The following is a 25,836-nucleotide window of genomic DNA, read 5'->3' as shown; positions in this document are numbered from 1 at the left end:
GTCAGTCCTCGGTGTCGTCGACCAGCAGGTCCTCGTGCCGGTAGTCGTTCGACCGCAGCCCGGCACGGGCGATCATGTGCGTCGACACCGGCACCAGGAAGAGCTGGAACACGAGCACCGGCAGCACCACCCAGAACGCCGTCCAGGTCCACACCGCCACGACGACGGCTGCCAGGGCGAGCGCCAGGCCGAGCACCTGCGGCTTCGCCATCGCGTGCAGCCGGACGAGCGGGTCCCGGAAGCGCACGATCCCGACGGCGGCGCCGAGCGACAGCGCCGCAGCGACCAGCATCAACCCGAGGGCGATCCACGCACGGACGCCGGCACCGTCGACGAAGGACTCCAGGATCTCGATCACTTCGACTCCTCCTCGACGGCGTGCTCCGGCGTGGTCACGTCGATCCCCTCGTCGGACGGGTCCGACGACGGTGTGACGATCCGTGCGACGGCGATGGTCGCGAAGACGCTCGTCGCCGCGATGACGACCAGCACGGGTACGGCGGTGAGGTCGCGGCGGATCATCATGGCCGCGGCGATCACGACGAGCGCGGTGGTCAGCACCATGTCGGAACCGATCATCCGGTCGAGGATCGTCGGACCGCGGACGATCCGACCGACGGCCAGTGCGAGCGTGGCGCCGAGCAGCACGAGCACGAGGGCGATCCCGACGGCCATGACGACGACCGCGGCGCTCACCGGGTCACCTCCCGCAGCGGCTCGGCGAGTTCGGAGACGTCCTGCTTCGACCCGATGGCGCGGATGACGAGTTCCTCGATGCGTGCGACGGTCCGTCGCTCCTGGTCGACCTGCTCGCGGCGCTCGGTGTCGAGCACGTGGATGAGCAGGCGTCGGCGGGGGAGGTCGACGTCGGCGACGTACGATCCGGGCACGAGGGAGATCGCCAGGGTGGCGAGCGTGAAGGTCATCTCCGACGTGGTGTGCAGCTGCACGAGGACGATCGAGCTCTGCCGGACGCCGCGCGGTCGGATCGCGGCCCAGGCCACCTTGAACGAGGCGACGACGACGTGCCCGGCCCACACCACCAGGAACCAGAGCGCGCGCGGCAGCGAGAACCGCTTCGACAGGGGGACCGGCGGCAGCGGGAGCAGCTGGGTCACGAGGAGCGCGACGACCACGCCGCACAGCAGCGTCAGGACGGTCCACGACCCCCACAGCAGCGCCCAGAGCACGGTCAGTCCGGCCACGAGCGGCACGTCGTACCGCCAGGCGACGGCGATCCGTCGGGCGTTGGTGATGCGGCGGGTGTCGCTCATCGGGGACCTCCGTCCGTGCTGCCCAGGACCGCCTGCACGTAGCGCGCCGGCGACTCCAGCGACTCGGCCGCGCGGGTCGCGTACCCGTAGAGCGGCCCGGCGACGACGGTCAGCGCGACCGACCCGAGGACCGCCACGGTCGTGACGGCGACGAGCATCCGCGGCAGCGGCGTGTGGACCGACGGCTCGACGGCCGGGGTCTGGCCGGTGGCCGGACGGGAGGCGCTGCTCGCGTGCGCCGCGTCGGTGACGGTGGTCGAGCCTCCCGGGTGGTACGCCTCGCCGGTCTCCTCGGAGACGGTCAGCGGCGCCGGTTCCGGCGATCGCAGGTGCGCGTGCGGCTCCGCCGTGCTGGCGTGCGGGGCAGCCGCCTCGGCGGCGGGCTTCGGCCGCCAGAACGCGGCGTCCCAGACGCGCATCAGCGCGTACAGGGTCAGGAGGCTCGTGACCACCCCGGCAGCGATCGTCACCCAGGCCATCGGGGAGCCGTCCTCGGCCGCGGCGCGGAACAGGCCGAGCTTGCCGATGAAGCCGGAGAACGGCGGTATCCCGCCGAGGTTGAACGCCGGCACCAGGTAGAGGGCCGCGAGGAGCGGAGCGGCCTTGAGCAGTCCGCCGAGCGACCGGGTCGAGGTCGTCCCGCCGACGCGTTCCATCACGCCCGACACCAGGAACAGCGTGGTCTGCACGACGATGTGGTGCACCGTGTAGAAGACGGCGGCGGCGGTGCCGACGACGGAACCCAGTCCGATCCCCATCACCATGAACCCGATGTGACTGATGAGCGTGAAGGACAGCAGCCGTTTCACGTCGGTCTGCGACACGGCCCCGAGCACGCCGACGATCATCGTGAGCACCGCCACGACGAGCAGGACGTCGTTGAGCTGCGGGCCCGGGAAGATGATCGTCTCGAGCCGGATGATCGCGTAGATGCCGACCTTCGTCAGCAGTCCGGCGAAGACCGCGGTGACCGGCGCCGGTGCGGTCGGGTAGGAGTCGGGCAGCCAGAAGGCGAGCGGGAACACCGCGGCCTTGATGCCGAAGGCGATGAGCAGCATCGTGTGGAGCAGGAGCTGCACGTGCTCGGGGAGCCCGGCGACGCGCTCCGAGATCTGCGCAATGTTCACGGTGCCGGTCGCGCCGTAGACCAGACCGATGGACGCGAGGAACAGCGCCGAGGCGATGAGGCTCGTGATGATGTACGTGGTGCCGGCGCGGACGCGCTGTTCGCTGCCGCCCAGGGTGATGAGCACGTAGCTCGCCACGAGGAGCATCTCGAACGCGACGTAGAGGTTGAAGAGGTCGCCGGCCAGGAACGCGTCGAGCACGCCCGCCGCGAGCACCAGGTAGGTCGGGTAGTAGATCGTGACGGGGGCGTCCTCGTCGTCGGCCGCGAGGCCCTGGCCGATCGAGAAGAGCAGCACGAGCAGGAGCACGCTCGCGCTCACCGTGAGGAGCAGGGCGCTCAGCCGGTCGACGACGAGGGAGATGCCGTACGGCGCCTGCCACCCGCCGACCTGCACGACGATGGTGCCGTGCTGGTCGACGAGCACCATGAGCGTGGCGGCGACGACCACGGCGACGGCGAGCACCGCGACCGTGATGGCGCGCTGGAGCTTCTGGTGCCGGAGCAGGCCGAGTGCGATGGCGGCGCCGAGCAGCGGGACGAGGACGAGCAGGGGGACGAGCCAGGTCATCGCGTGGCCTCCTCGTTCTGGGCCGCTTCGGGGTCGGTGTCGATCTCGGGGTCGTCGTCGGCGGGATCGTCGTCGCGGTCCCTGCCGATCGCGACGTCGGCCTCGTCGACCTCGACCTCGTCGGCGCGTGAGAGCTTCCACGAGCGGTGGATGAGTGCGAGCAGGAACGCGCTCACCGCGAAGGTGATGACGATCGCGGTCAGGGCGAACGCCTGGGGGAGCGGGTCGGTGATGCCCTCGGACGAGCCACCGATCGGGGGCTTGCCCGCGGCGCCGGACATGATGAGCAGCAGCAGGTTGAGCGAGTTGCCGAGCAGCAGGAACCCGAGCAGCATCCGGGTCAGCGACCGTTCGAGCAGCAGGTACACGCCGCACGAGAACAGCACCGCCATCGCGATGACGAGGACCAGGGTGATGGTCATACGGCACTCCCCTCCGGGGTCGCGGCGGCGGCGTTGTCGTCGACGTCGCCCTCCGTGGTGTCGGTGATGCGTGCCCGCGAGTCCTCGAGGCGCTGTCGGTCGACCTCGGCCCCCAGGCTCCGGAGCACGTCGAGGACGAGCCCGACCACGACCAGGTAGACGCCGATGTCGAAGAACGTCGCGGTGACGAACTCCACGTGGCCGAGCACGGGCACGGTCGCCTCGAAGAACGCGGAGTACAGGGCCTCCTTCCCGAAGAACAGCGGGACGATCGCGGTGGTGGCCGCGGTCGCGACTCCGAGTCCGAGCAGGCGTCCGGCACGGACCGGTGCGGCGGCGCCGAGCTCCGCGGGACCGCCGGCCAGGTACCGACCGGCCAGGGCGATGCCTGCGACGAGGCCGCCGGCGAACCCGCCGCCCGCCGCGTTGTGCCCGGCGAAGAGCAGGTAGAGCGAGAGCACGACGAGGCCGTGGAAGAGCAGCCGGACGACCACGTCGAGCAGTGCCGAGCGTCCGGTCGGGATCGCCGCACTCGTCGGCAGCCAGGCGCGGGGCTCACCGTCCGGGCGGTGCTTGTCGCTCGTCACGCTCGCGGGCAGGTCGCGCAGTCGCGGCAGGGTGTCCTCGCGCGAGTCGAGGAAGATCAGGCTCGCGACACCCGTGGCCGCGGCGACGACGACGGTCAGCTCGCCGAGCGTGTCCCAGCCGCGCAGGTCGACCAAGGCGACGTTCACGACGTTCAGGCCGTGGCCGAACGACTTCGTGAGCGCCGGGATGTCGGGCCAGATCGGGGTGCTGTTCCGTGCCGAGGCCGCGACGACCACGACGACGGCGAGCGTGGCTCCCGCGAGACCGGCGAACAGGGCCCGCACGATCCGGAAGCGCGACGGGTTGGCCGTGGCGATCCGCGGGGGGAGCCGGCGGAGCACCAGCACGAACGCGATGAGCGTGACGGTCTCGACCACGAGCTGGGTGAGCGCGAGGTCGACCGCGCCGTGCAGGACGAAGAGCACGGACATCCCGTACCCGGTGACGCCGACGAGCACCGCGGCGGCGAACCGGGTCTTCGCGGTCAGCACGGCGATCGCGGCGACGGCCATCACGGCGACCACCGGCACCTGGCCCCACGAGTCGGCGAAGCGCACGCGGAACGCCCACGGGCCGCCGAGCACCAGGTTCGCCAGCGCACCGGCGACGAACACCGACAGGATCACGGTCAGGTAGTAGGGGAGCGACCCGCGCTGGACGCCGGCGGTGAGCCCGGTCGCCAGGCGGTCGAGCCCGCGCATGGTCTTCCGGTAGGTGTCGGCCGCGCTCGGCGACCCGGAGAGCCGGTGCTGCAGGGCCTCGACGCGGCGTCGTGCGAGGAACAGGAGGACACCGCCGACGAGGGTGATCGCGGAGAGGCCGAGTGCGGGCTCGAGCCCGTGCCAGAGCGCCAGGTGCGGGACCTCGCCCTCGGGCAGTGCGGCCGCGGTGGCGGCGGGCTCGATGCCGTGCGCGACGACGGGGGTGAGCACGCCCAGCGCGAGGCCGGCGACGGCGAGGACGGACGGCACGACACCCAGCCCGTGCAGGCCGTGTGCCTCGGTGTCCGGCACGCCGGGCTTCCGGGCGAAGGTGCCCCATAGGAACCGGAGCGAGTACGCGACGGTGAGCACCGAGCCGAGGGTCACCCCGACGAGCGCGATCCACGCCCAGGCGGCCTGCGGCCCGTGCAGCTCCTCGAGGAAGCCGGTCAGGACGGCCTCCTTCGCGACGAACCCGATCGTCGGCGGGATGCCCGCCATCGACGCGAGCGCGAGGACGGCCACGACGACCAGCCAGGGCAGCTTCCGCCCGAGTCCGCTGAGCTTCCGCAGGTCGCGGGTGCCCGTCACGTGGTCGACCGCACCGACGACCAGGAACAGCGTGGACTTGAAGGTGGCGTGGGCGACGAGCAGCGCGACCCCGCCCAGGGCGACGGCCGGTGCGCCCCAGCCCGCGGCGAGCACGAGGAAGCCGAGCTGGGCGACCGTGCCGTAGGCGAGCAGCAGCTTGACGTCGGTCTGCCGCAGCGCGCGGTATCCGCCGATCAGCATGCCGAGCACGCCGAGCACCGTGATCGTCTCGCGCCAGCCGGTCAGCAGCGCGAACGCCGGGGCCAGCCGCGCGACCAGGTAGATGCCGGCCTTGACCATCGCGGCGGCGTGCAGGTAGGCGCTGACCGGGGTCGGCGCCGCCATCGCTGCCGGGAGCCAGAAGTGGAAGGGGACGATCGCCGACTTCGTCAGCGCGCCGAGGAGCACGAGGACGACCGCGACGGGCACGAGCGGCCCGGGACGGTCGACGAGCTCCGGCGCCTGCGCGATGATCCCCGACAGGCTCGTGGTGCCCGCGGTGACCGACAGGGCGACCAGTCCGGCGAGCATCGCCAGGCCGCCGGCGGTCGTCACGACGAGGGCCTGCATGGCGGCGGCCCGGCTCGCGCGCTTGTCGGCGTCCTGCCCGATGAGCAGGTACGAGAAGACCGTCGTGGCCTCCCACAGCACGAAGAGCACGATCACGTCGTCAGCGACGACCAGGCCGTACATCGACCCGGCGAACGCGGTCAGGACGGACGCGAACCGGCCCAGTCCGGGCTCGTCCCGCTCGAAGTACGACGCGCAGTAGACGAGTACGAGCGCCCCGACGACGGACACGACCAGGGCGAGGACCCACGACAGGGCGTCCATCCGCAGGGACAGTGCCAGGTCCAGCTCCGGGATCCACTGCCACCGACTCGTGACCCCGCCGTGGAGGGCGGCATCGGTCTGCGCGACGGTCAGCACCGCGGCGGCGGCCGGAGCGAGGGCGGCGACGTAGAACACGCGTCGCCCCATCAACGGGGTCAGGGCGGGGACGATCAGGGCGACGATCGCGAACGCGACGAGGACGGAGACCATCGGGCACCTCCTCGGGGTCGGGCTGCAGTCCGGCTCACTGGGCCCTCACAGCCTACGGAGAGGCGGATGGCAACTTCCTGAACGACCGGACAGCTGGCGCGAGGGCTCCCTCCACTCTGCTCCGCGCCGGAGCAGTGCGCGCGGGCTCGACCTCAGCGACCGTGCGCGCGCGCCGGGACCTGTGTCGCGAGCTTGCCGCCGGACACGTCGAGGAGTGTGCCCGTGATGTACGCGGACGCGTCGCTCGCCAGGAAGACCAGCAGGTCGGCGACGTCGTCCGGCGTCTCCCACCGCCGGAGCGACAGCGTGTCGAGGAGTCGGTCCTGGTCGGCCTGCGGCATCCCGGCGAACCCGTTCATCGCGGTCGGCACCATCCCGGGGGCGTAGGCGTTCACGGTGATGCCCCACGGGCCGAGCTCCGACGCGAGCACCCGCGTGAACGAGACGACCGCGGCCTTCGACGCCGCGTAGGCCGCGCTCCCGACGCTCGGCACGATCGCCGCGAACGACGCCGCGTTGACGATCCGCCCGCGTCCGGCCGCCTGCATCACCGGCGCGACCGCCTGGCTGACCAGGAAGGTGCCGCCGAGGTTGACGTCCATGCAGCGCCGCCACTCGTCCCACCCGAGCTCGGCGACGGTCCCGGTGACGTTGATGCCGGCGTTGTTGACGAGCACGTCGACGGTGCCGTGTCGGCGCACGACCTCGTCCACGGCGTCGCGGACGGAGCCCGGGTCGGCGACGTTGCACACGACCCGGTCGACGCCGTCCCCACCGTCGTCGTCGAAGGCGAGGTCGAACGCGACGACGCGGCACCCCTCGGCGGCGAAGCGCGCGGCCAGGGTCCGGCCGATCCCCCGACCGGCTCCGGTGACGACCACCACGCGGTCGGTCAGGTCGAGGTGCATCGTCGCTCCCGTCGTCGGTCTGCTCCGGCACGAGGGGCGCCGGTGCCTTGAATCGTCATACTATTCGAGCATGACGGCGAAGGTGCTCTGGGTCTCGGGTGGCGGCAGCGGGATGGGGGCTGCGAGCGCGGTCGCCGCGGCCCGCGACGGGTGGACGGTGGTGCTCAGCGGTCGACGCCCGGACCGGCTCGAGCAGGTCGCGGACGAGGTCAGGGCGGTCGGCGGCACGGCGGAGGTGCTGCCGCTCGACGTGACCGACGCCGACGCCGTGTCCGCCGCGCGCGATGCCGTGCTCGACCGGCACGGCCGGGTCGACGGCCTGGTGCTGGCGGCGGGGCTGAACACGCCGGCGCGGCGCTGGGACGACCAGTCGCTCGCCGACGTCCGTGCCGTCCTCGCCACGAACACGACGGCGGTGGTGACGGTCGTCGACGCGGCGCTCCCGACGCTCCGGGAGTCGGGCGGCGTGGTCGTGGTGGTGTCGTCCTACGCGGGCTGGTCCTTCCAGCCCGGGGCCGGCGTCGCGTACTCGGCGAGCAAGACCGCCCTGGGGTCGATCGTCCGGACGCTGAACCAGCAGGAGGCCGAGCACGGCGTGCGCGCCACCCACCTGTGCCCGGGTGACGTCGCCACGGACTTCCTCGACCAGCGACCCGAGGTCCCCGACGCGGCGGCGCGCGCCCGGATGCTGCAGCCGGAGGACGTCGGCCGGACCGTCGCCTTCGTGCTCGGACAGCCCGCGCACGTGCGGATCGACGAGCTGGTCCTGTCGCCCGTCGCGCAGCGGTGACCAGCGCCTCCGGCCGGGTGCTCGAGGGGATCGGTGCCGCCGTCGTCGGCGGCACCTCCGCCCCAGCGAGCCGCCGGAGCACAGATGACCTGGTGGCGTGGTCGGGCGCGAGCCGCAGCATCGTGCGCCGCACCGAGCACCGACCGGGCCCCGACCTGGGATGATCGAGTCCGGCGTGCCCGCGCCGACGGAGGTGACCGGTGAACGCAGCACAGGAGATGGTGCTCCAGCTCGTCGGCACGCCCTGGGCCTTCCTCGTCGTCGGGCTCGTGCTCGCCGCGGGCAGCGTCGCGGTCTTCCTCCCGAGCCAGGCACTCGTCGTGGCCGTCGGCACCCTGCTGGTCGGGGGCGACGGCGGACTCCTGCCGGTCCTCGTCCTCGTCGTCGCGGCGACGGTCGGCATGGTGCTCGGCGACGTCGCGCTGTGGCACCTCGCACGGACGGTCGACCTCGGCTCGCGCTCGTGGTTCAGCCGCCCGAAGGTCCGGAAGGCGCGGGAGTCGATCGACGCCCGGTACCGCAAGGCCCCGGGGCGGATCGCCGTCCTCGGTCGGTTCATCCCGATGGGCCGGCTCACCACGAACCTGGTCGGTGCCGACAGCGGCCTCGACCTCCGGCGCTTCCTCGTCACCTGTCTCGTCGCCGACGTGGTCTGGGCGGCGTACTGCGTCGGCATCGCCGCGGCCACCGGGAGCTGGAGTCGCGACCAGCCCTTCCTCGTGACGACCCTCGCGGTCGTGGCGTCGATCATGCTCGGCCTCGGGATCTCCGCGGTCGAGAAGGCCGTGCGTCGCCGCGCCGAGGCCGCTGCGCCCGCCTGACGTCGTAGCGTGGAGGGCACCGTCCGGAGGAGGACACGTGCCGAGCCTGACCGAACTCGTCCCCGACCCCGACGCGCTCGAGCGGATCGCCACGGGCAGCACCTGGGCCGAGGGGCCGTGCTGGATCCCGTCGACCCGCACGGTGCGGTGGTCGGACATCCCGGGTGACCGGATCCTCCAGTGGCACCAGCAGTCCGGCGAGACGACCGTGTACGCGTCGGGCGTCGAGCACACGAACGGCCGGACCCTCGACCGTGACGGTTCCGTCGTGCAGTGCTCGCACGGTCGGCGACGGGTCGAGCGCGACCGGGACGGCGTGGTCAGCGCGGTCGTCGACGGTTGGGCGGACGCGCGGCTGAACTCGCCGAACGACGTCGTGGTCGCCCGGGACGGTGCGATCTGGTTCACCGACCCGGCGTACGGCATCACGCAGCCGCGCGAGGGGCACCCGGGGGAGCGGGAGTACGGCGACCACTGGGTGTTCCGGTGCGGGTCGGACGGCGGAGACCTGCGCCCCGTGGTGCTCGACGTCGACGAGCCGAACGGCCTCGCCTTCTCGCCCGACGAGCGCGTGCTGTACGTGGCGAGCTCCTCGTCGGAGGAGCCGGTCGTCCGCGCCTACGACGTCGACGGGGCGCGGGTGAAGAACGGTCGCGTGTTCGCCCGGCTCGGCGAGGGCGAGGGCGTGCCGGACGGCATCCGCGTCGACGCCCACGGCAACGTGTGGTCGTCGACGCACCGGGGTGTGACGGTGTTCGCGCCCGACGGCGACCGCATCGGCGACGTCCCGGTCCCCGAGGTCGTGGCCAACCTGTGCTTCGGCGGCGACGACGGCACCACCCTGTTCGTCACCGCGACGACCTCGCTCTACCGCATCGCGACCACGACGAGGGACGCGGCTGCCGTATCCTGACCCGGCCATGCAGTGCGACTACTTCGACCGGGGGGTGTGCCGGTCGTGCACGCTCATGGGCCAGCCCTACGGCGACCAGGTGCTCGACAAGGAGATCCGCACGCGCGAACTCCTGCGCGACGCCGTCGACGCTGCCGGGGGCACGGGGTCGGTCGAGTGGCTGCCGGCGATCACCAGCCCGGAGTCCGGCTACCGTAACAAGGCGAAGATGGTCGTCGGCGGGACGGTGCAGCGCCCCACGGTGGGGATCCTGGACCACCGGCAGCGCGGCGTGGACCTGCGGCACTGCGGCATCTGCACGCCGGGCATCCAGCGGGCGCTCCCGGTCCTGGCGGACTTCGTCGCCGACGCCGGGCTGATCCCGTACGACGTCGCGGCCCGTCGGGGCGAGCTCAAGTTCGTGCTCGTGACCGAGTCCCCGGACGGCGAGCTCATGGTGCGCTTCGTGCTGCGCTCCGAGGGGCAGCTGCCACGACTGCGTGAGCGCCTCGACGACCTGCGGCGGGTGCTGCCCGAGGCGGTCGTGGTCACCGCGAACCTGCTCCCGGAGCACAAGGCCGTCACCGAGGGGGACCGCGAGGTGGTGCTGACGGACCAGGAGACGCTGCCGATGCGCTTCGGCTCGATCACGATGCACCTGCGACCGCAGAGCTTCTTCCAGACGAACACGAGCGTCGCGCGTCAGCTGTACGACCAGACGTCGGCGTGGATCGACGAGGTCGGGCCGGCCTCGATGTGGGACCTCTACTGCGGTGTCGGTGGCTTCGCCCTGCACGCAGCGCGCCCGGGCCGTGCCGTCACGGGCATCGAGACGAGTCGTGAGGCCATCCGTTCCGCGAAGCAGTCCGCCCGCGAGGCCGGACTGACCGACGTCCGCTTCGCCGCCGACGACGCGACCGAGCACGCCCTCCGCGCACGGTCCGACGCGCTGCCCGAGCTGGTCGTCGTGAACCCGCCGCGCCGGGGGATCGGCGAGACGCTCGCGACGTGGCTCGAGGAGTCCGACGTCGAGCACGTCGTCTACTCGAGCTGCAACCCGGTCACCCTCGCGAAGGACCTCGCGCGCATGCCGTCGCTCCGCCTGCGGCGGGCGCGCGTGCTCGACATGTTCCCGCAGACCGGTCACCTGGAGGCCGTGACGCTGCTGTCCAGGCGATGACCAGGACGCGACCAGGCGGCGGTCGGGAGGCTCGCTGCCAGGCCGCCACGGGCCTCCCGTTCGCAGCATTGCCAGGAAACTGCCAAGGTCGCGTACCCGGGTACAGACGGATCTGCATGCCCATGGTGATCGAGGCACTCAGGAAGTCCGGTGGGGGACATAGCACTCACGGGTAGAACTCATTGTCTCGGTTTGATAACAGTCGCGAATTTCCTATTGTTGCCGACCAGCGCCACCGGCACGAGACCACTGCCCCCGGCGGCGCACCCCACGACATGACCGCGATCGGTCGGGACGGGCAGTGGCGACCGGGTCCGCTCAGGCGGGCTCCAGGTCCGTGGTCCCGGTGGAGCGATCAACCATGAAGAAGCTTTCCCGTACCCGCACCATCGTCGGTGGCCTGGCCTTCGCCGGCATCGCCGCGACCGGTGTCGGCCTCGCGGCAGCACCCGCGAACGCTGCGTCCGGCTCGACCTGGGACGCCCTCGCGCAGTGCGAGTCCGGCGGCAACTGGGCCATCAACACCGGCAACGGCTACTACGGCGGCCTGCAGTTCAACCTCGGCACCTGGCAGGCGAACGGTGGCTCCGGCAACCCGGCGTCCGCGAGCCGCGAGGCCCAGATCGCCGTGGCCGAGCGCGTCCTCGCCTCGCAGGGGTGGGGCGCCTGGCCGGCCTGCTCCGCGAAGCTCGGTCTGAGCGGTACCACGGGTGCGGCTCCGCAGGCCGCGGCCCCCGCCGCACCGCAGCAGCAGGCCGCGCCGCAGCAGGCGGCGCCGAAGGCGACCACGCAGGCCGCTCCGAAGGCAGTCGCGCCGGCCGCTCCGAAGGCGGCCGTGTCGAGCAAGCCCGCCGCCGTGCCGACCAGCGGGAAGACGTACACGATCCAGTCGGGCGACACGCTCGACACGATCGCGACGAAGCTGAACATCGACGGCGGCTACATGAAGCTCTGGGCCGCGAACACGTCGACCATCGACGATGCGAACCTGATCTACGCCGGCCAGGAGCTCCAGCTCCCCGCCTGATCGACCTCCGATCCGACACGAGACCCCCGTGGCACACGCGCCACGGGGGTCTCGTGCTGTCCGGAACCGTCCGGCGGAACGCTTCAGCGCGGCCGGTCGTCGAGCCACCGCTGCAGGTCGTCCGACCGCAGCGCGGTGGAGATCGCGGCGCGGTCGTGCTCGTCGAGACTGACGAAGGACTGGCCGTCGGGGGTGGTCCCGCCGCCCGCGGTCGGCATCGTGAACGTGACGAGGTCGTCCGGCCCGATCCCGCGCAACGACCACCCGAGGCGGGCGATCACCGCGGCGTCGAGGCCGGGGTCGACCGCCAGGTGAGCGCTCGTCGCGGTGACGAACTCCTGCAGCCGGCCCGGGTTCGTCAGGGTGCCGCGGGAGACGACCTGGTCGAGGACCCCGCGCAGGAACGCCTGCTGGTTCCGGACGCGGGTGTGGTCGGCGTCGGCGAAGGCGTACCGCTCCCGCACGAACGCCAGGGCCTGCTCGCCGTCGAGGCGGTTCGCGCCGCGGACGAACCGGTGGCCCCTCGCCGTGAAGTCCTGCGGGGACTGCACCGTCACCCCGCCGAGCGCATCCGTCATGTCCGCGAATCCGGCGAGGTCGACCTCGGCCACGTGGTCGATCCGCACGTCGAGCAGCTGCTCCACCGTCTGCACCGTGAGCGGGACGCCGCCCCAGGAGTACGCGGCGTTGATCTTCGCCGGGCCGTGACCGGGGACGTCGACCCACGAGTCGCGCATGATCGACATGAGGTACACGTGCTCACGGTCCGCGGGCACGTGGGCCAGCATCAGCGTGTCCGATCGCCCGCCGGCAGCACGGTCACCGTCGGCGTCGAGGCCGGCGCGGGAGTCGGAGCCGATGAGCAGGACGTTCACGGCGTCGCCGGAGGGTGCGGGGCGGGCGCCGGCGGGGAACGGGTCGGCGATCGCTTCGGCGTGGGTGTCGAAGCTCCGCGCAAGGCTCCCGACGAAGGCTGCTGCGACGACCGCGAGCACGGTGGCGACGCCGACGAGGGCGCCGACGGTGGCGAGCAGCGCGACGAGCACCGGGTGCTTCCGCCGAGTGGTCGACCGGGTGTGCTTCGTGGCCGCTCTGGCTTCGGCTGCTGCTGCCTCCGCCGCGGCTCGGGCAGCACGACGCTCGGACATCGGGACTCCTGCGGGTCAGGTCGGCCCTGTGCCGACCGGAGGAGTCTACTACATCTGGTATTTCAGTGCCACGAGCGGTGGAGGACGGCGGTCAGGCGTCGCCGCAGCTCGACGTCCTCGGGCAGGACCTCGCGCTCGATGTGCTGCGCGGTCTCCCATGCTCGGCGGCCCTCGTCGGTGACGGACACCACGCGGCGCCGTCGGTCCTCGGGGTGGGACGTCCGCTCGACCAGGCCGTCCCGCTCCGCTCGCTCGAGGGTCCGCGACATGGTCTGGGGCTGCACGCGCGCGGTCCTGGCGATCGTGTCGGCTCCGGTCGGGCCGGTCCGCAGCAGGATGTCGATCGCGACGAGGGCGGCGTGGGTCAGCCCGACCGCCCGCAGTCGCTCGTCCCACTCGCGCTCGACGGCACGTGCGGCGGCGGAGAGCAGGCGTCCGAGGGGCCACTGCTCCGCGGGTTCGTGCATGGTGGGAGTCTACGGCCGGACCTCGCGCGCATCGCTCGGGACGAGATCGTCAGCATGCTGATGATCGGTGTACGCTCGCCGTCGTGCCCCGGTTCCTGCGCGTCGTCCTGCCCGCCCTCGTCATCCTCGTCTGGCTCGTCGTGGCCGGGGCGGGCGGCCCCGTCTTCGGGAAGATCTCCGAGGTCGCCACGAACGACCAGACGTCGTTCCTGCCGGCATCGGCCGACGCGACGAAGGTGCAGGAGCGCGCCGCGGAGTTCCGACAGGCATCGGGAGCGCCCGCGATCGTCGTGCTCGAGCGCGACGGCGGCCTGACCCGCGACGACCTCGCGACGGCCACCCGGATCGCCGAGACCCTCGACCAGCGCGACGACGTGCAGGGCACGAGCCCGGTGATCCCGAGCGAGGACGGCGACGCGGCCGAGATCGTCGCGACGCTGACCGAGGACGCGGACACCGGCGACGCGGTCACGGCGATCCGGGGCGCGGTGGACGACGCGCTGCCCTCCGGCGTGGCCGGGTACGTCACCGGCCCGGCGGGCTTCACGGCCGACCTGACCGAGGCGTTCGCGGGCATCGACGGCCTGCTGCTCGGGGTGGCGCTCGCCGCGGTGTTCGTCATCCTGGTCGTGGTCTACCGCTCGCCGCTGCTGCCGTTCCTGGTGCTCGGCACGGCCACCTTCGCCCTGTGTGCCTCGATCCTCGTCGTGTACGCGCTGGCGAAGGCGGGCGTGGTGACCGTCAACGGGCAGGTGCAGGGCATCCTGTCGATCCTGGTGATCGGTGCGGCGACGGACTACGCGCTCCTCTACACGGCGCGCTACCGCGAGGCGCTACGCGAGCACCGCACCGGCTGGGAGGCGACGCGGGCCGCACTCCGCGGAGCGTTCGAGCCGATCGTCGCCTCGGGCGGCACCGTCATCGTCGGGGTGCTCTGCCTGCTCCTGTCGGACCTGAACTCGAACAAGGCGCTCGGCCCGGTCGCGGCGATCGGGATCGCCTTCAGCCTGCTCGCCGCCCTCACCCTGCTGCCCGCCCTGCTGCTGGCGTTCCGCCGGGCGGCGTTCTGGCCCCTGCGACCGACCTTCGGTTCCGGCGGTCGTCCGACCACCGGTCCGGAGGCGACCGGGCTCTGGGCACGGGTCGGGCGCCTCGTCGCGCGCCGGTCCCGCACGGTCTGGATCGTCTGCACGGTCGCGCTCCTGGCGATGGGCAGCGGTCTGATCGGGCTCCGGGCCGACGGCGTCCCGCAGAGCGACCTCGTGATCGGTGCGTCCCAGGCCCGGGACGGCCAGCGGGTCCTCGCCGACCACTTCCCCGGCGGATCGGGGAGCCCGGCGCAGGTCGTCGGTGCGGAGCGCGACCTGGACGCCCTCGTCGACGCCGTCCGCTCGGTCCGTGGGGTCGACGGGGTGGTCGCCGCCTCGACCGACTCACCGTCGGGCACGGTCCCCGTCAGCGGGGGAGCCGCCGGCACGGGAGCCGCCGGTGCGGACGCCGCCGCCGGGAGCGCCACGGGCACGGCGGAGCCGACGGTGTCGCGCGGCGACGTCCTGCTCGAGGCGACCCTCGCCGACCCCGCCGACTCCGCCGCCGCCGAGCGGACCGTGCGCGACCTCCGCGTCGCCGTCGAGCGGGTCGACCCGGGCGCCGTCGTCGGCGGCGTCACGGCGACCGCCGTCGACACGAACGACACCGGCATCCGGGACCGGTCGGTCATCATCCCCGTGGTGCTGGCCGTCATCCTCCTGATCCTCGTGCTGCTGCTCCGCAGCGTGGTGGCCCCGCTCGTGCTCGTCGGCAGCGTCGTCGTGTCCTTCGCGGCCGCCCTCGGTGTCGGCGCCCTGGTCTTCGACCACGTGTTCCGGTTCCCCGGGGCCGACCCGTCCGTGCCCCTGTACGCGTTCGTGTTCCTCGTGGCGCTCGGGGTGGACTACAACATCTTCCTCATGACCCGGGTGCGCGAGGAGTCGCTGCGACACGGTCCGCGGGAAGGAGTGCTCCGCGGACTGGCCGCCACCGGCGGCGTCATCACGTCAGCCGGCATCGTGCTGGCGGCGACCTTCGCGGCGCTCGGGGTGATCCCGATCCTGTTCCTGGCGCAGATCGCCTTCGTGGTGGCGTTCGGGGTGCTGCTCGACACCGTCGTGGTCCGGTCCCTGCTCGTCCCGGCGCTCGTGATCGACCTGGGCCGCCGTGCGTGGTGGCCGTCGCGCCTCTCGCGCGCAGCCCGTCACATGTGACACGCTGGTGGCATGCCAGTCCCCTCCACGCAGCCGGCCGCAGAGCGCAAGCTGCTCCGCGACACCGTGCAGGACAAGATCCGCGACGCGATCATGGACGGCACGCTCGAGCCGGGTGAACGACTGAACGACGACGACCTGATCGCGTGGCTCGGGGTCTCGCGGACGCCGATCCGCGAGGCACTGGCAGAACTCGCACGGGCCGGACTGATCGAGATGGCGCCGAACCGCTACACGCGCGTCGCCGCCCCGACGAAGGACGAGCTGCTCGACGCATACCGCACCCTCGGTGTCATCTACGGCGGGGTCGTCCGGCTGGCCGTCCCGCGGTTCTCGGACGCCGAACGCGAGCGCGTCCTCGGGGTGCTCGACGACGTGCTGGCGCGCCTCGACGCCGACCAGCAGGCCGACCTCGCGCGTGAGGGCGCGGACGTCTACTCGATGTGGGCCGACGCCTGCGGCAACGCCTCGCTCGCGCAGCTGTGCCGCTCGACCACCGACGGCCTCGCGTTCCGGCTCCGGGTCCCGGAGCTCGCCGAGCTCGTCCCCACCGACGTCGTGCGTCCTGAGCTCGTGAAGCTCCGCGCCGCGGTCGTCGCGGGTGAACCCGTCGCCGCGGAGCTCGCGATGGAGGCGATCCACCTCCTGCCCACGCGCGACTGAGCACGTCGGGCGCGTACAGCGTCGGCCGCGGACCCTCAGGGATCTCCCTGTCCGATCCACGCTGTGCCGTTATGGTTTCCGGGTGAGCATCGAACCCGAGCAGACGACGCGCCGTGCCCGCCGCGGCCACGTGCCGCCGCGCCACGGGCGCCAGAAGCGCGGGGGCGGGGTGGTTCTGCCGGCGGTGGCCGGTGTGCTGGCCATGGGCCTCGTGCTGACCGGAGGCTACGCCGCCTTCGCCTTCACGAGCCTGAACAGCGGCGTGACGAAGATCGATGCGATCAGCCCGCGCTCGAGCGACGACGACAGCGACGACGTGGACGGCCAGGCGCAGAACATCCTGCTCGTCGGCGACGACCACCGCCCGGACAACGCGACGCCCGAGCAGATGGCCGAGCTGAGCACCGAGGACGACGGCGGCGCGACGAACACCGACACGATGATCGTCCTGCACATCAGCGCCGACGGGTCCCGGGCGACGATGATCTCGTTCCCGCGTGACTCGTACGTGCCGATCCCCGGTGTCGGCAAGGGCAAGCTCAACAGTGCGTTCTACTACGGCACGCTCAACGGCGGCGGCGACACCGGCGGCGCGAAGCTGCTCATCCAGACGATCCAGGACCTCAGCGGCCTGACGATCGACCACTACGTCCGGGTGTCGCTGCTCGGCTTCTACCAGGTGGTCAAGGAGCTCGGGCCGGTCGAGGTCTGCCTGAACAACGCGGTGAACGACCCCTACTCCGGCGTCGACCTGCCGGCGGGGACCTCGGAACTCGACGCCAAGCAGGCGCTGTCGTTCGTCCGGCAGCGGCACGGGCTGCCGAACGGCGACCTCGACCGCAACGTGCGGCAGCAGTACTTCCTGTCGCAGGAGGCCCGCAAGGTCCTCTCGGCGGGCACGCTGCTGAACCCGATCAAGATGAACAACATCCTCAGTGCCGTCGGTGGCTCGATCCAGACGGACACCGACCTGGTCTCGCTCGCGACGCAGATGCGGAACCTGCGGCCCGGGAACATCCAGTCGGCGACGATCCCGACGCTCGGCACCCCGACCATCACGGTGGGTGGCCGCCCGCTGTCCATCGTCGAGATCGACACCGTCGGACTGCCCGCCTTCGTGCAGGGACTCGTGGGCGAGCCGGAGGAGTACACGAAGGCCACGGCCGCCGAGCCCGCCGCGACGACCGCCACCGTGCTGAACGGCAGCGGGACGTCCGGCGCCGCCGCGACCGCGACCGCGAACCTCACCGCGCGCGGCTTCCAGGTCGGGACCCCGGGTTCCTCGGACACGACGCAGAAGACGCAGGTGCAGTACCCCGCCGGACAGGAGGCGCAGGCCAAGGCCGTCGCCGCGCTGGTGCCGGGTGCGGTCGTCGTCCGGTCCACCACGGTGTCGGGCGTCACGCTCGTCCTCGGGACCGACGGCATCACCGTCAGCGCCCCGGCCGCCCCTGCCGACGGGACGTCCGCCCCGGCGGAGGAGGCACCCGAGGCCGAGGCGTCGCAGCCGGCGGAGCCGGAGCCCGCGCCGAGCTCGACCGACGTGAAGAACTACGGCGAGGAAGGCGTCTGCATCAACTGACGCAGCCGACACCACCCTGGGGTCCCCGGCGGGAGCGTGCCGGTAGGTTCGACCGGTGACCCACGCCGCACGTCCGATCACCCTGATGACCTACAACGTGAAGAACCCGGACCCGCGGCACGACTGGCCCGCACGGCTGCCGTTGGTGCTGGACGTCATCCGCCGGCACGACCCCGACGTGCTCTGCGTGCAGGAGGCGTTCGACCACCAGATGGACGCCCTGCGGCACGGGCTGCCCGACCACGACGCCGTCGGGCAGGGTCGCGAGGGCGGTACGGCGGGGGAGCACGCCGCGATCTTCTTCCGCCGCGACCGGCTGCGCCCCGTCGACGTCGGGACCTTCTGGTTCTCCGACACCCCGGACGAGCCGGTGTCGAACACCTGGGGGAGCCTGTACCCGCGGGTCGCCAACCACACGCGGTTCCTCGACACCGACGGGCCCGCGTTCACGCTCCTCACCGCACACTTCGACCACGAGGAGAACGAGCACGGGGACGAGGTGCGTCGGCGCAGCGCAGCCCTCGTCGTCGAGCGGCTCGCTCCGGTCGACGGTCCGGTCGTCTTCGCGGGCGACTGCAACGAGCCGTGGGGAGCGGGTCCGGCCTCCCGGGTGTTCACCGACGGCGGGTACCGGGACGCCTGGACCGATGCCGGTGACCCCGCCGACCGCACGGCGTCCTTCAACGGCTGGCAGACGCCGGTGGACTCGGGCGAGCGGATCGACTGGGTGCTGACCCGCGGCGACGTCACGGCCGAGCGTGTGGTGATGGACCACGACGGACCCGAGACGTGGGCCGCGAGCGACCACTTCCCGGTCGTGGCGACGCTGCGCGTGGCCTGAGCCGCCGGGCGGTGCGCTGACGGCGGCCGCGAGCGGGTGGCGTCAGCAGGAGCGGCGTGCGTGCACCGGCATCGGGGAGCCGATGACGGTGACCTCGGTGTCGTCGGTCAGCGCCGAGACACCGTTCGTGCCCTCTGCGTCGTCGTCCGCGCCGTCGCCGCTGCCGTCGGTGGACTGGTCGCCCGTGGGCGCGGAACCGGCGGTGGTGCCGTCGAGCCCCGTACGCGGGTCGCCTGCGGACGGGGCGTCGTCGTCCGGTGCCCAGCCGGACTCGAGCAGCAGCTGCCACGCCTGGGAGTCGCCGGATCCGAACGAGACCTTGTCGGAGCGCGGCGCGGCCTGGATCGCGTCCGCCACGTCGTCGCCGACCTGGACGCCGTCGGGCCCCGTCAGCTCGACCCGCTCACCGGTCCGGCTCCGCACGGAGTCCCGGAGGACCCGGATCTCGACCGCGTTGCCGACGGAGGACGGTGTGTCGAGCGCGGCGACGCGGACCGCGCCGCCCCAGGTGTAGGTGGTGCCCGACGGGAAGCACGCGCCGCCGTCGCCGGCCGCGGTCTGCGTGCGCGACGGGGTGCCGAGCAGTCGGTTGAGCAGCGTGACGGTCGACCGCGCGTCGCGCATGGACACTTCGGCGACGGTGGCGTCGCCGCGACGGAGCACGAGTGACTCGGCGTCCAGCTCGACGGTGTCGACGCGGCGCAGGTCGCGGTCGGTCACCCGGACCAGCGGTTGCGCCGGGCTCGCGACGTCGCTGCGGTCCTCGGCAGCCGCAGCCGGTGCCGCACCCCCGGGAGCCGTGACGTCGAACCCGACCGTGCCGGCTGCGAAGGCGAGCGCGGCTGCGCCGAGCGCGAGCAGGGTACGGGGAGTCACCAGTCGACCGTACGACCCCCAGCCGTGCAGGACGACAGGTGTTACCGAATCGCAGCCCTCTCGTCACGTGTTCGTGATCTTGGGGATGTGTCACGAAGAGCGGCGCGGGGGACAGCCGGCTGGACGGCCGAGCGTGTCCGGGTGCGTACCGTCCAGGCCATGACGGAGCAGCAGAACGACCAGGCAGGGCCCGGACAGACGGGGCTCGACCAGTACTCGATGCAGGACCCCACGAAGATGTACGCGGACAAGAAGCCGGACGAGCAGTACCTGCAGGGTGCCGGCACCGACGAGGAGATGGCGGAGAACGTCCCCGCCGACCACGGCGAGGACACCTACCGCGGCTCGGGGCGTCTGCAGGGCCGCAAGGCGCTCGTCACCGGTGGCGACTCGGGCATCGGCGCCGCCGTCGCGATCGCGTACGCCCGCGAGGGTGCCGATGTCGCGATCGTGTACCTGCCCGAGGAGCAGGAGGACGCCGACCGCATCGTCGGGCTCATCGAGGCAGCCGGTCGCAAGGCCGTCGCGATCCCTGGTGACATCAAGGACCTCGCGTTCTGCGAGGAGCTCGTGCAGCGGGCCGTCGACGGTCTCGGCGGGCTCGACATCCTCGTCAACAACGCCGGCAAGCAGCAGAACGTCGACGACATCACGAAGATCTCGGACGAGGAGTTCGACGAGACCTTCAAGACGAACGCGTACGCGACGTTCCGCATCACGAAGGCCGCCGTGCCGCACCTGCAGCCCGGCTCGACGATCATCAACACCACGTCGATCCAGGCGTACGCGCCGTCGCCGCACCTCGTGCACTACGCCGCCACGAAGGCGACCGTGAACAACATGGCGAAGGGCCTCGCGGCACAGCTCGCGCCGAAGGGCATCCGCGTCAACGCGGTGGCGCCCGGCCCGATCTGGACGCCGCTGCAGCCGGCCGGTGGCCAGCCGCCGGAGGCGCTGCCGTCCGCGGGCGAGCAGACCTACCTGGGCCGCTGGGGCCAGCCCGCCGAGCTCGCGCCGGCGTTCGTCTTCCTGGCGAGCGGCGAGTCGTCCTACGTGGTCGGCGAGACGCTGCACGTCGACGGCGGCATGCCGACGCCGTAGTCGCGACCAGCAGCGGACGGGAGGCACGGTGCCGGCTGGCACCGTGCCTCCCGTCCGTCACGTGGCCGGGTCGACCGTCGACGGTCAGCAGGCGACGGACCGCGCCATCCGCTCCAGCAGCTCGCGTGCCGACATCGCCGCGGTCAGCTCGACCTCGACCGGGTTGATCCCGATCGCCCGCTCGAACGCGCGGCGACGGGCCTGGTCGGCGACGGGGACCTCGGGACGCTGCGGCAGACGCGCGATCGCCCGTGCCGCGGCGTCGAAGGCACCGGCGGGGGAGCCGAGCTGCTCCCACATCGTCCGCACGTCGTGCGCCACCTGTGCGTCGTCGCCGCCGAACTCGAAACCGGCCGAGGCCATCGTGGCGAGTCCCTGCGCGACGGGGTCCTGCGGGTCCATCCCGGCATGGTCGCACGGAACGCTCCGTCTGCGCTGGGGTCGGACACTTGTCCCCCGACATGCCGACACCCGTACCGGGGATGCCGTGTCCCCCGACACTGCGGTTGGATCAGGGGTGCGGACAGGACGTCCGCCGCACGACGGAGGGCACGATGCTCGAACACACCAGCGCGGACACGCAGGCGGCAGCCGCCGCGGCCGCCTCCCTGCACCTGCGGATCACCATCGTGGGCGCCACGGTCGACGTGCTCCGCGACGTGCCCTTCCACGAGGCCCACGTCGGCATGGTCGCCGAGCGCATGGGCATCACGACCGCGGAGCTCCGTCAGCACTTCCCCTCCTGGGACGGCCTCGTGCTCGCCGCGGTCGACCGGTGGAACGGCGCCCGTCTCGAGGAGGTCGCCCACGAGGTCGGCGACGGCCCGACGGTCGAGCTGCTGCGGGCGATCGTCGCCTCGAACGCCGAGGACCCCGCGCTCATGCGGCTGCTCGTCGCGCTGCTCTCCGTCGCCGGCAACCCCGCGCACCCGATGTCGACGTACCTCCGCTCGCGCTACCAGCTGTTCTTCTCGCAGATCCGACGCGGGCTCGAGCACGACATCGCCGTCGGCCGTGCGCCGCACACGATGGACCCGCGACGCGGCGCCGAGCAGCTCATCGCGCTGTACGAGGGGCTCCAGCTGCAGGCGATGCTGCGTCCGGACCTCGACCTCGTGCCGGCGTTCGACCGTGCCGTCGCGCGGCTCGAGCGCGGGTGGATGGAACGGTACGAGCCGCAGGCTGCGCAGCGCTTCTCGCAGTGGAGCGACAGCGGGAGCTGGGAGATCTGAGGCCTGGCCGCAACGCGCGCCGGCCGGACCGACGCGGAGCCGCGCAGGCGTAGTCGTGGAGGCTCCGACGGAAGGAACCGACATGGCAGCACCGAACCCGATCCAGGTCCAGAAGTACCTCAGCGGCATCGACTACCCGGCCTCGAAGGACGACATCGTGGCGACCGCCGAGAAGGAGGACGCCCCCGGTGACGTCCTCGACGCGCTGAAGAACATCCCGGACGGCGACTACGACGCTCCCACCGCGGTGACGAAGGCCGTCTCCGACAAGGGCTGAGCGGCACCCAGGCGTACCCGAGACTCGGGCTGCGCGACGTTCCTCGTGCTCCAGGGCACGAGATCGGTCGCCCAGCCCGAGTCTCGCGTCCGGGGCGCCCTAGCGCGGGCGGTGGCCCCGCGGCACCGAACCGTTACCCGGGTCGTACCCGGTGTCCCGTAGCACGGGGATCGCCGTCGTGTCGTTGTGGACCGAGTGCACCGTCACCCGACGCGCACGCCGCAGGGCCCGCCGTGCGCCCGGGGTCGCCACGAGGCCGCCGAGCACGAGTCCGGCGCCGATGCCGAGCGCCACCGAGACCGCCGCCACGAAGTCGAGGGCGGCGCCGGACGACCCGGACATGAAGTTGAGCAGTGCGTTCGACACCGCGACACCGGGCAGCAGCGCGCCGCAGAACGCCGGCACCGCGATCGCCGCCACGGCCGTGCGCATCCGGGCGGCCGCGATGGTCGACAGCACGCCGAGCAGCACCGACGCGATGAACGTCGCTCCGAGGAGCGGCATCCCGAGGTGCCGGAGCTCCCAGAGGAACGCCCCGGCCGTGACCGAGAACACCACCGCGACCGGGATCACCCGCGCGCTGGCCTGCTGCACGAAGCAGTTCGCCGCCGCCGACACGACCGTCAGCGACAACGAGGCCCAGAGCGGCAGCGGCTGCAGGACGATGCCGGACGGGTCGACCTCGATCCGGAGCCACTGCAGCACGGCGATGCCCGCGGGCACCCCGACGACGATCGCGGCGATCACGAGCACGATGTAGAACGCCCGGGCGACGGCCATCGCCCGGAAGCCTGAGATCGCGTCCTGGGCCCAGGTGACGAGGGACACGTGCGGCAGCAGCAGGACCACGAGCGCGGCGACCATCGTGGCCGCACCGGTCGCGGTGAGGACGTCGGCCCAGATCGCGAGGGTGCCGATCGCCGAGGCGACCGCGGCCTGTGCTCCGGAGACGAAGAACTGCGGGAAGCCCCGGCCCGTCAGCCAGCGGCCGGACAGGATGATCCCGAGCATGAGCACGAAGGCCCCCGCGCCGGCGCGCCAGCCGCCGCCGGCCTGCATCGCGATCGAGGTGCCGAGCACGGAGAGCCCGACGTCGGCGAGCCAGGACGGCCAGCGACTCGGCAGCCGCAGCACCGCCACCAGGGCGCTCACGGCACTCGTCATGTCGCGTTCGCCGTGCACCAGGTCGTCGACGATCTGGTTCGCACGGGCGAGCCGGTCGAGGTCCGAGCCGTCCGACTGCACGGTCCGCACCTTGACGAGCGGCGGGTGGTCGGCCGGGGCGTACTGGAGCGTCACCGAACTGCCGGAGAAGTCGAGGTCGAGGGGCGCGAGGTTCCACTTCGTCGACACCGCGACGACGGCGGTCTCGACGCTGCGTGTGTCGGCGCCCGAGGCGAGCATGACCTCCGCCAGGTCGAGGCAGAAGTCCACGATCTGCACGGGCGAGTACTGCTCGCGCGGGCGGGTGTCGGGGGTGACGTCCTCGTAGATCGTGCCGCGCAGCCGAGCGCGGGCGTCGCGGATGTCGTGCTGTGCGAGGTTGCGGACGCGCGGCCGGGGTGGACGCCCGGGCCGCGGGACGCCGGGGAGGAACTGCTCGGCCATCAGACCATGGTGCCAGCCGCTCGCGCCCGAGTCCGGACGTCGGCTGGACGCCGACGGTGACGCTTCAGTGTCGGCGCTGTGCGCTGAGTCGTCCGGCCGCGAACGCGGCCACGACCGCGCCCAGGAGCACGACTGCCGGTCCGACGACGAGCTGCCACGGGCGGACGCCGGCGACGTACGAGAAGTCGGACTCCGGCGCGGTCACGAACCAGCCGGACGACGACGGCGGTGCGGCGAGGACGAGCACGACGCCGACGGCTGCCACGACGATGCCGAGCCACAGGGCGACGTGGGTCCGGGTGCGGAACAGACGCATGCAACCCACGGTACCGACGGACGGACGGGAGGCGCGGTGCCAGCTGGCACCGCGCCTCCCGTCCGGCACGTGGTCGCGGCTACTGCTCGAAGGTCGCCTTGAGCTCGATGTCGACGCCGGTGAGCGCCTTGGAGACCGGGCAGGTCGCCTTGGCCTCGTCCGCCGCCTTGAGGAAGGCGGCCTCGTCGATGCCGGAGACCTCGCCGTTCACGGTGAGGGTGATGCCGGTGAGCTTGAAGCCACCCGCGCTGTCCGGGCCGAGCGAGACGTCGGCCTTGACGTCGAGGGCCTCGACCGTGCCGCCGGCCTCGCCGAGGATCGCCGAGAACTGCATCGCGTAGCAGGCCGAGTGGGCTGCGGCGATGAGCTCCTCGGGGCTGGTGGTGCCACCGGCCTCGTCGGCGGCGCGCTTCGGGAAGGAGACGTCGTACGTGCCGACCTTCGAGCTCGACAGCTCGACCTGGCCGGAACCGTCGTTGAGGCCGCCGTGCCAGGCGGTGCGTGCGGTGCGCGTGGGCATGTCCGCTCCTTTCGTCGGGGAGTCGACCCGCTGCGGGCCGACGTGTCCGAGTCAATCGGAGAACGCTCGTTCTCGCAACCGGCTCTCGGTGAGTACGCAGGTCGGCGCCGCCGGAAGGACGGACGCCTGAGCGAGTCTCGAGCTGTGCGACCGCTCTCGGGCTGATCGGCGCGAGGGGCGTCGCTGAGCACGAGACTCGGGCACGTCCGGCCAGCCGTGCGGCGGCGGCCTCGGCGTCAGAGGGCGGGGCCCGCCTTGCGCAGCAGGGTCGCCTGCTCCGGGGACGAGCGCGCCGCGTACCCGATGCGGCTCTCCCGCACGTGCCACGCCATCCGTTCGGCCGCCGCCTCGACGTCCCCCGCGTCGATCGCGGCGAGGATGCGCCGGTGGTCGGGCCACAGCCGCTTGCCGCGCGACGAGGTGTCGAGCGCGTACAGCCACTCGATCTTCCGTGAGAGCTGGCGGAGCAGGGTCGCGAGCGTCGAGCTGCCGGAGAGCTCGGCGACGAGCAGGTGGAAGCGCTCGTTGAGGTCGACGAGCAGCTCGAGCTCGTCCCGCTCGACTGCCGTGTCCCCGTCGTCGAGGACGACGCCGAGCTCGCGGCGCACACGCCACCAGTCCTCGGGCGGGGCGTCGGCGTCGAACAGCGTCCGTGCCCGGGTCGCAGCGCGGCGGGCGGTGGCGGTCTCGAGCGCCTCGCGGACCGCGAACAGGTCGTCGGCCTCGTCGAAGGGGATCGCGGCGATGCGGGAGCCGACGTTCGGGCGGGAGACGACGAAGCCCTCGCCCTCGAGGCCGCGCAGGGCCTCGCGCACCGGCACCCGGGAGACCCCGTACCGCTCCGCGAGGAACGCCTCGGTCACCCGGGTGCCCGGTTGCAGGGCGCCGGTCACGATGTCGTGGCGGATGGCGTCGATGACGCTCGTCCCGTTCAGCACGGAGCCGATCGTGCCACACTCTGTCGGTCGGCCACCCGAGACCCCGTCACGCAGCCGCCTCGGCCAGCGCCTTGCGCCCGAGGGTGCCG

The 25,836-nt window shown here is 72.5% G+C and carries 27 protein-coding genes; 12 read left to right on the top strand and 15 right to left on the bottom strand.

Going from position 1 to position 25,836, the window contains the following annotated elements; all coding sequences use genetic code 11:
* Window position 1 precedes the first annotated feature (1 nt).
* The 7 genes from ABIC52_RS10905 to ABIC52_RS10875 form a co-directional block, all read right to left on the bottom strand.
* Window positions 2-358: a cation:proton antiporter gene (locus ABIC52_RS10905; RefSeq protein ID WP_126891752.1), complete on the bottom strand. Its 357-nt coding sequence runs from the start codon at window positions 356-358 to the stop codon at window positions 2-4.
* On the bottom strand, window positions 355-696 hold the full coding sequence (locus ABIC52_RS10900) for an MrpF/PhaF family protein (protein ID WP_126891751.1): 342 nt from the start codon (window positions 694-696) through the stop codon (window positions 355-357). Before ABIC52_RS10900 ends, ABIC52_RS10905 begins: the two co-directional genes overlap by 4 nt.
* Window positions 693-1,274 (bottom strand): Na+/H+ antiporter subunit E, encoded by a 582-nt coding sequence (locus ABIC52_RS10895; protein WP_209676112.1) that lies wholly within the window; start codon window positions 1,272-1,274, stop codon window positions 693-695. The genes ABIC52_RS10900 and ABIC52_RS10895 overlap by 4 nt, the downstream gene beginning before the upstream one ends.
* On the bottom strand, window positions 1,271-2,971 hold the full coding sequence (locus ABIC52_RS10890; protein WP_126891749.1) for a Na+/H+ antiporter subunit D: 1,701 nt from the start codon (window positions 2,969-2,971) through the stop codon (window positions 1,271-1,273). Before ABIC52_RS10890 ends, ABIC52_RS10895 begins: the two co-directional genes overlap by 4 nt.
* Complete coding sequence (locus ABIC52_RS10885) at window positions 2,968-3,393, bottom strand: Na(+)/H(+) antiporter subunit C (RefSeq protein ID WP_209676114.1); 426 nt, start codon at window positions 3,391-3,393, stop codon at window positions 2,968-2,970. Before ABIC52_RS10885 ends, ABIC52_RS10890 begins: the two co-directional genes overlap by 4 nt.
* Entirely contained in the window at window positions 3,390-6,317 is a 2,928-nt protein-coding gene (locus ABIC52_RS10880; RefSeq protein WP_354027313.1) for a Na+/H+ antiporter subunit A, read from the bottom strand. The genes ABIC52_RS10885 and ABIC52_RS10880 overlap by 4 nt, the downstream gene beginning before the upstream one ends.
* A gap of 152 nt (window positions 6,318-6,469) precedes the next feature.
* On the bottom strand, window positions 6,470-7,225 hold the full coding sequence (locus ABIC52_RS10875; protein ID WP_126891746.1) for an SDR family NAD(P)-dependent oxidoreductase: 756 nt from the start codon (window positions 7,223-7,225) through the stop codon (window positions 6,470-6,472).
* A 70-nt stretch (window positions 7,226-7,295) separates the two neighbouring features.
* Between ABIC52_RS10875 and ABIC52_RS10870 the strand changes: the two genes are divergently transcribed.
* From ABIC52_RS10870 to ABIC52_RS10850, 5 genes are all read left to right on the top strand, one after another.
* A complete protein-coding gene (locus tag ABIC52_RS10870; RefSeq protein ID WP_354027312.1) occupies window positions 7,296-8,015 on the top strand; it encodes an SDR family oxidoreductase in 720 nt (239 codons plus the stop codon).
* A 200-nt stretch (window positions 8,016-8,215) separates the two neighbouring features.
* Window positions 8,216-8,836 carry a DedA family protein gene (locus tag ABIC52_RS10865; RefSeq protein WP_354027311.1) on the top strand — a complete coding sequence of 207 codons (621 nt, stop codon included), beginning with the start codon at window positions 8,216-8,218 and terminating at the stop codon, window positions 8,834-8,836.
* 37 nt (window positions 8,837-8,873) lie between these two features.
* Complete coding sequence (locus tag ABIC52_RS10860) at window positions 8,874-9,749, top strand: SMP-30/gluconolactonase/LRE family protein (protein WP_308222925.1); 876 nt, start codon at window positions 8,874-8,876, stop codon at window positions 9,747-9,749.
* A 7-nt stretch (window positions 9,750-9,756) separates the two neighbouring features.
* A complete protein-coding gene (gene rlmC / locus ABIC52_RS10855; RefSeq protein ID WP_354027310.1) occupies window positions 9,757-10,908 on the top strand; it encodes a 23S rRNA (uracil(747)-C(5))-methyltransferase RlmC in 1,152 nt (383 codons plus the stop codon).
* Window positions 10,909-11,269: 361 nt separating this feature from the next.
* Window positions 11,270-11,935: a LysM peptidoglycan-binding domain-containing protein gene (locus ABIC52_RS10850; protein WP_126891742.1), complete on the top strand. Its 666-nt coding sequence runs from the start codon at window positions 11,270-11,272 to the stop codon at window positions 11,933-11,935.
* Between the two features lie 83 nt (window positions 11,936-12,018).
* Here the strand turns inward: ABIC52_RS10850 and ABIC52_RS10845 are convergent, their stop codons facing one another.
* Together ABIC52_RS10845 and ABIC52_RS10840 are read right to left on the bottom strand one after the other, a co-directional pair.
* Window positions 12,019-13,083: an LCP family protein gene (locus ABIC52_RS10845; protein ID WP_354027309.1), complete on the bottom strand. Its 1,065-nt coding sequence runs from the start codon at window positions 13,081-13,083 to the stop codon at window positions 12,019-12,021.
* A 62-nt stretch (window positions 13,084-13,145) separates the two neighbouring features.
* Window positions 13,146-13,550 carry a MarR family winged helix-turn-helix transcriptional regulator gene (locus tag ABIC52_RS10840; RefSeq protein ID WP_126891740.1) on the bottom strand — a complete coding sequence of 135 codons (405 nt, stop codon included), beginning with the start codon at window positions 13,548-13,550 and terminating at the stop codon, window positions 13,146-13,148.
* A gap of 83 nt (window positions 13,551-13,633) precedes the next feature.
* Between ABIC52_RS10840 and ABIC52_RS10835 the strand changes: the two genes are divergently transcribed.
* From ABIC52_RS10835 to ABIC52_RS10820, 4 genes are all read left to right on the top strand, one after another.
* Window positions 13,634-15,793 carry an MMPL family transporter gene (locus tag ABIC52_RS10835; RefSeq protein ID WP_209676132.1) on the top strand — a complete coding sequence of 720 codons (2,160 nt, stop codon included), beginning with the start codon at window positions 13,634-13,636 and terminating at the stop codon, window positions 15,791-15,793.
* A gap of 12 nt (window positions 15,794-15,805) precedes the next feature.
* Entirely contained in the window at window positions 15,806-16,456 is a 651-nt protein-coding gene (locus tag ABIC52_RS10830; protein ID WP_126891125.1) for a GntR family transcriptional regulator, read from the top strand.
* A gap of 82 nt (window positions 16,457-16,538) precedes the next feature.
* Entirely contained in the window at window positions 16,539-18,038 is a 1,500-nt protein-coding gene (locus tag ABIC52_RS10825; protein WP_126891124.1) for an LCP family protein, read from the top strand.
* Between the two features lie 55 nt (window positions 18,039-18,093).
* A complete protein-coding gene (locus tag ABIC52_RS10820; protein WP_209676133.1) occupies window positions 18,094-18,879 on the top strand; it encodes an endonuclease/exonuclease/phosphatase family protein in 786 nt (261 codons plus the stop codon).
* Window positions 18,880-18,921: 42 nt separating this feature from the next.
* Here the strand turns inward: ABIC52_RS10820 and ABIC52_RS10815 are convergent, their stop codons facing one another.
* Window positions 18,922-19,755 (bottom strand): hypothetical protein, encoded by an 834-nt coding sequence (locus ABIC52_RS10815; protein WP_354027308.1) that lies wholly within the window; start codon window positions 19,753-19,755, stop codon window positions 18,922-18,924.
* A 159-nt stretch (window positions 19,756-19,914) separates the two neighbouring features.
* On the opposite strand from ABIC52_RS10815, the gene ABIC52_RS10810 reads away from it, so the two are divergent.
* On the top strand, window positions 19,915-20,856 hold the full coding sequence (locus ABIC52_RS10810; RefSeq protein ID WP_126891121.1) for an SDR family oxidoreductase: 942 nt from the start codon (window positions 19,915-19,917) through the stop codon (window positions 20,854-20,856).
* A gap of 84 nt (window positions 20,857-20,940) precedes the next feature.
* Here the strand turns inward: ABIC52_RS10810 and ABIC52_RS10805 are convergent, their stop codons facing one another.
* Window positions 20,941-21,258 carry a hypothetical protein gene (locus ABIC52_RS10805; RefSeq protein WP_354027307.1) on the bottom strand — a complete coding sequence of 106 codons (318 nt, stop codon included), beginning with the start codon at window positions 21,256-21,258 and terminating at the stop codon, window positions 20,941-20,943.
* 152 nt (window positions 21,259-21,410) lie between these two features.
* Here ABIC52_RS10805 and ABIC52_RS10800 point away from each other — a divergent pair, with 152 nt between their 5' ends.
* Together ABIC52_RS10800 and ABIC52_RS10795 are read left to right on the top strand one after the other, a co-directional pair.
* Window positions 21,411-22,088 carry a TetR/AcrR family transcriptional regulator gene (locus ABIC52_RS10800; protein ID WP_126891119.1) on the top strand — a complete coding sequence of 226 codons (678 nt, stop codon included), beginning with the start codon at window positions 21,411-21,413 and terminating at the stop codon, window positions 22,086-22,088.
* A gap of 82 nt (window positions 22,089-22,170) precedes the next feature.
* Window positions 22,171-22,365 carry a DUF2795 domain-containing protein gene (locus ABIC52_RS10795; RefSeq protein ID WP_126891118.1) on the top strand — a complete coding sequence of 65 codons (195 nt, stop codon included), beginning with the start codon at window positions 22,171-22,173 and terminating at the stop codon, window positions 22,363-22,365.
* Between the two features lie 99 nt (window positions 22,366-22,464).
* On the opposite strand, the gene ABIC52_RS10790 is transcribed toward ABIC52_RS10795, so the two are convergent.
* The 4 genes from ABIC52_RS10790 to ABIC52_RS10775 form a co-directional block, all read right to left on the bottom strand.
* On the bottom strand, window positions 22,465-23,973 hold the full coding sequence (locus tag ABIC52_RS10790; RefSeq protein ID WP_126891117.1) for a threonine/serine exporter family protein: 1,509 nt from the start codon (window positions 23,971-23,973) through the stop codon (window positions 22,465-22,467).
* Window positions 23,974-24,037: 64 nt separating this feature from the next.
* On the bottom strand, window positions 24,038-24,289 hold the full coding sequence (locus ABIC52_RS10785; RefSeq protein ID WP_354027306.1) for a hypothetical protein: 252 nt from the start codon (window positions 24,287-24,289) through the stop codon (window positions 24,038-24,040).
* 79 nt (window positions 24,290-24,368) lie between these two features.
* A complete protein-coding gene (locus ABIC52_RS10780) occupies window positions 24,369-24,809 on the bottom strand; it encodes an OsmC family peroxiredoxin (RefSeq protein ID WP_058727514.1) in 441 nt (146 codons plus the stop codon).
* A gap of 236 nt (window positions 24,810-25,045) precedes the next feature.
* Entirely contained in the window at window positions 25,046-25,747 is a 702-nt protein-coding gene (locus ABIC52_RS10775) for a GntR family transcriptional regulator (RefSeq protein ID WP_238638124.1), read from the bottom strand.
* Between the last annotated feature and the right edge of the window lie 89 nt (window positions 25,748-25,836).

The sequence above is a fragment of the Curtobacterium oceanosedimentum genome, assembly GCF_040545555.1.
Lineage (GTDB): Bacteria > Actinomycetota > Actinomycetes > Actinomycetales > Microbacteriaceae > Curtobacterium.
The sequence above is the reverse complement of the archived record's forward strand: the minus strand, read 5'-3'. Positions and strand labels throughout refer to the sequence as shown.

Coding starts and splice junctions, on each gene's coding strand:
- ABIC52_RS10895 (WP_209676112.1), bottom strand. CDS start 1,274: ATGAGCGACACCCGCCGCATCACCAACGCCCGACGGATCGCCGTCGCC.
- ABIC52_RS10790 (WP_126891117.1), bottom strand. CDS start 23,973: ATGGCCGAGCAGTTCCTCCCCGGCGTCCCGCGGCCCGGGCGTCCACCC.
- ABIC52_RS10845 (WP_354027309.1), bottom strand. CDS start 13,083: ATGTCCGAGCGTCGTGCTGCCCGAGCCGCGGCGGAGGCAGCAGCAGCC.
- ABIC52_RS10810 (WP_126891121.1), top strand. CDS start 19,915: ATGACGGAGCAGCAGAACGACCAGGCAGGGCCCGGACAGACGGGGCTC.
- ABIC52_RS10800 (WP_126891119.1), top strand. CDS start 21,411: ATGCTCGAACACACCAGCGCGGACACGCAGGCGGCAGCCGCCGCGGCC.
- ABIC52_RS10780 (WP_058727514.1), bottom strand. CDS start 24,809: ATGCCCACGCGCACCGCACGCACCGCCTGGCACGGCGGCCTCAACGAC.
- ABIC52_RS10840 (WP_126891740.1), bottom strand. CDS start 13,550: ATGCACGAACCCGCGGAGCAGTGGCCCCTCGGACGCCTGCTCTCCGCC.
- ABIC52_RS10880 (WP_354027313.1), bottom strand. CDS start 6,317: ATGGTCTCCGTCCTCGTCGCGTTCGCGATCGTCGCCCTGATCGTCCCC.
- rlmC (WP_354027310.1), top strand. CDS start 9,757: ATGCAGTGCGACTACTTCGACCGGGGGGTGTGCCGGTCGTGCACGCTC.
- ABIC52_RS10805 (WP_354027307.1), bottom strand. CDS start 21,258: ATGGACCCGCAGGACCCCGTCGCGCAGGGACTCGCCACGATGGCCTCG.
- ABIC52_RS10875 (WP_126891746.1), bottom strand. CDS start 7,225: ATGCACCTCGACCTGACCGACCGCGTGGTGGTCGTCACCGGAGCCGGT.
- ABIC52_RS10850 (WP_126891742.1), top strand. CDS start 11,270: ATGAAGAAGCTTTCCCGTACCCGCACCATCGTCGGTGGCCTGGCCTTC.
- ABIC52_RS10795 (WP_126891118.1), top strand. CDS start 22,171: ATGGCAGCACCGAACCCGATCCAGGTCCAGAAGTACCTCAGCGGCATC.
- ABIC52_RS10890 (WP_126891749.1), bottom strand. CDS start 2,971: ATGACCTGGCTCGTCCCCCTGCTCGTCCTCGTCCCGCTGCTCGGCGCC.
- ABIC52_RS10885 (WP_209676114.1), bottom strand. CDS start 3,393: ATGACCATCACCCTGGTCCTCGTCATCGCGATGGCGGTGCTGTTCTCG.
- ABIC52_RS10785 (WP_354027306.1), bottom strand. CDS start 24,289: ATGCGTCTGTTCCGCACCCGGACCCACGTCGCCCTGTGGCTCGGCATC.
- ABIC52_RS10870 (WP_354027312.1), top strand. CDS start 7,296: ATGACGGCGAAGGTGCTCTGGGTCTCGGGTGGCGGCAGCGGGATGGGG.
- ABIC52_RS10830 (WP_126891125.1), top strand. CDS start 15,806: ATGCCAGTCCCCTCCACGCAGCCGGCCGCAGAGCGCAAGCTGCTCCGC.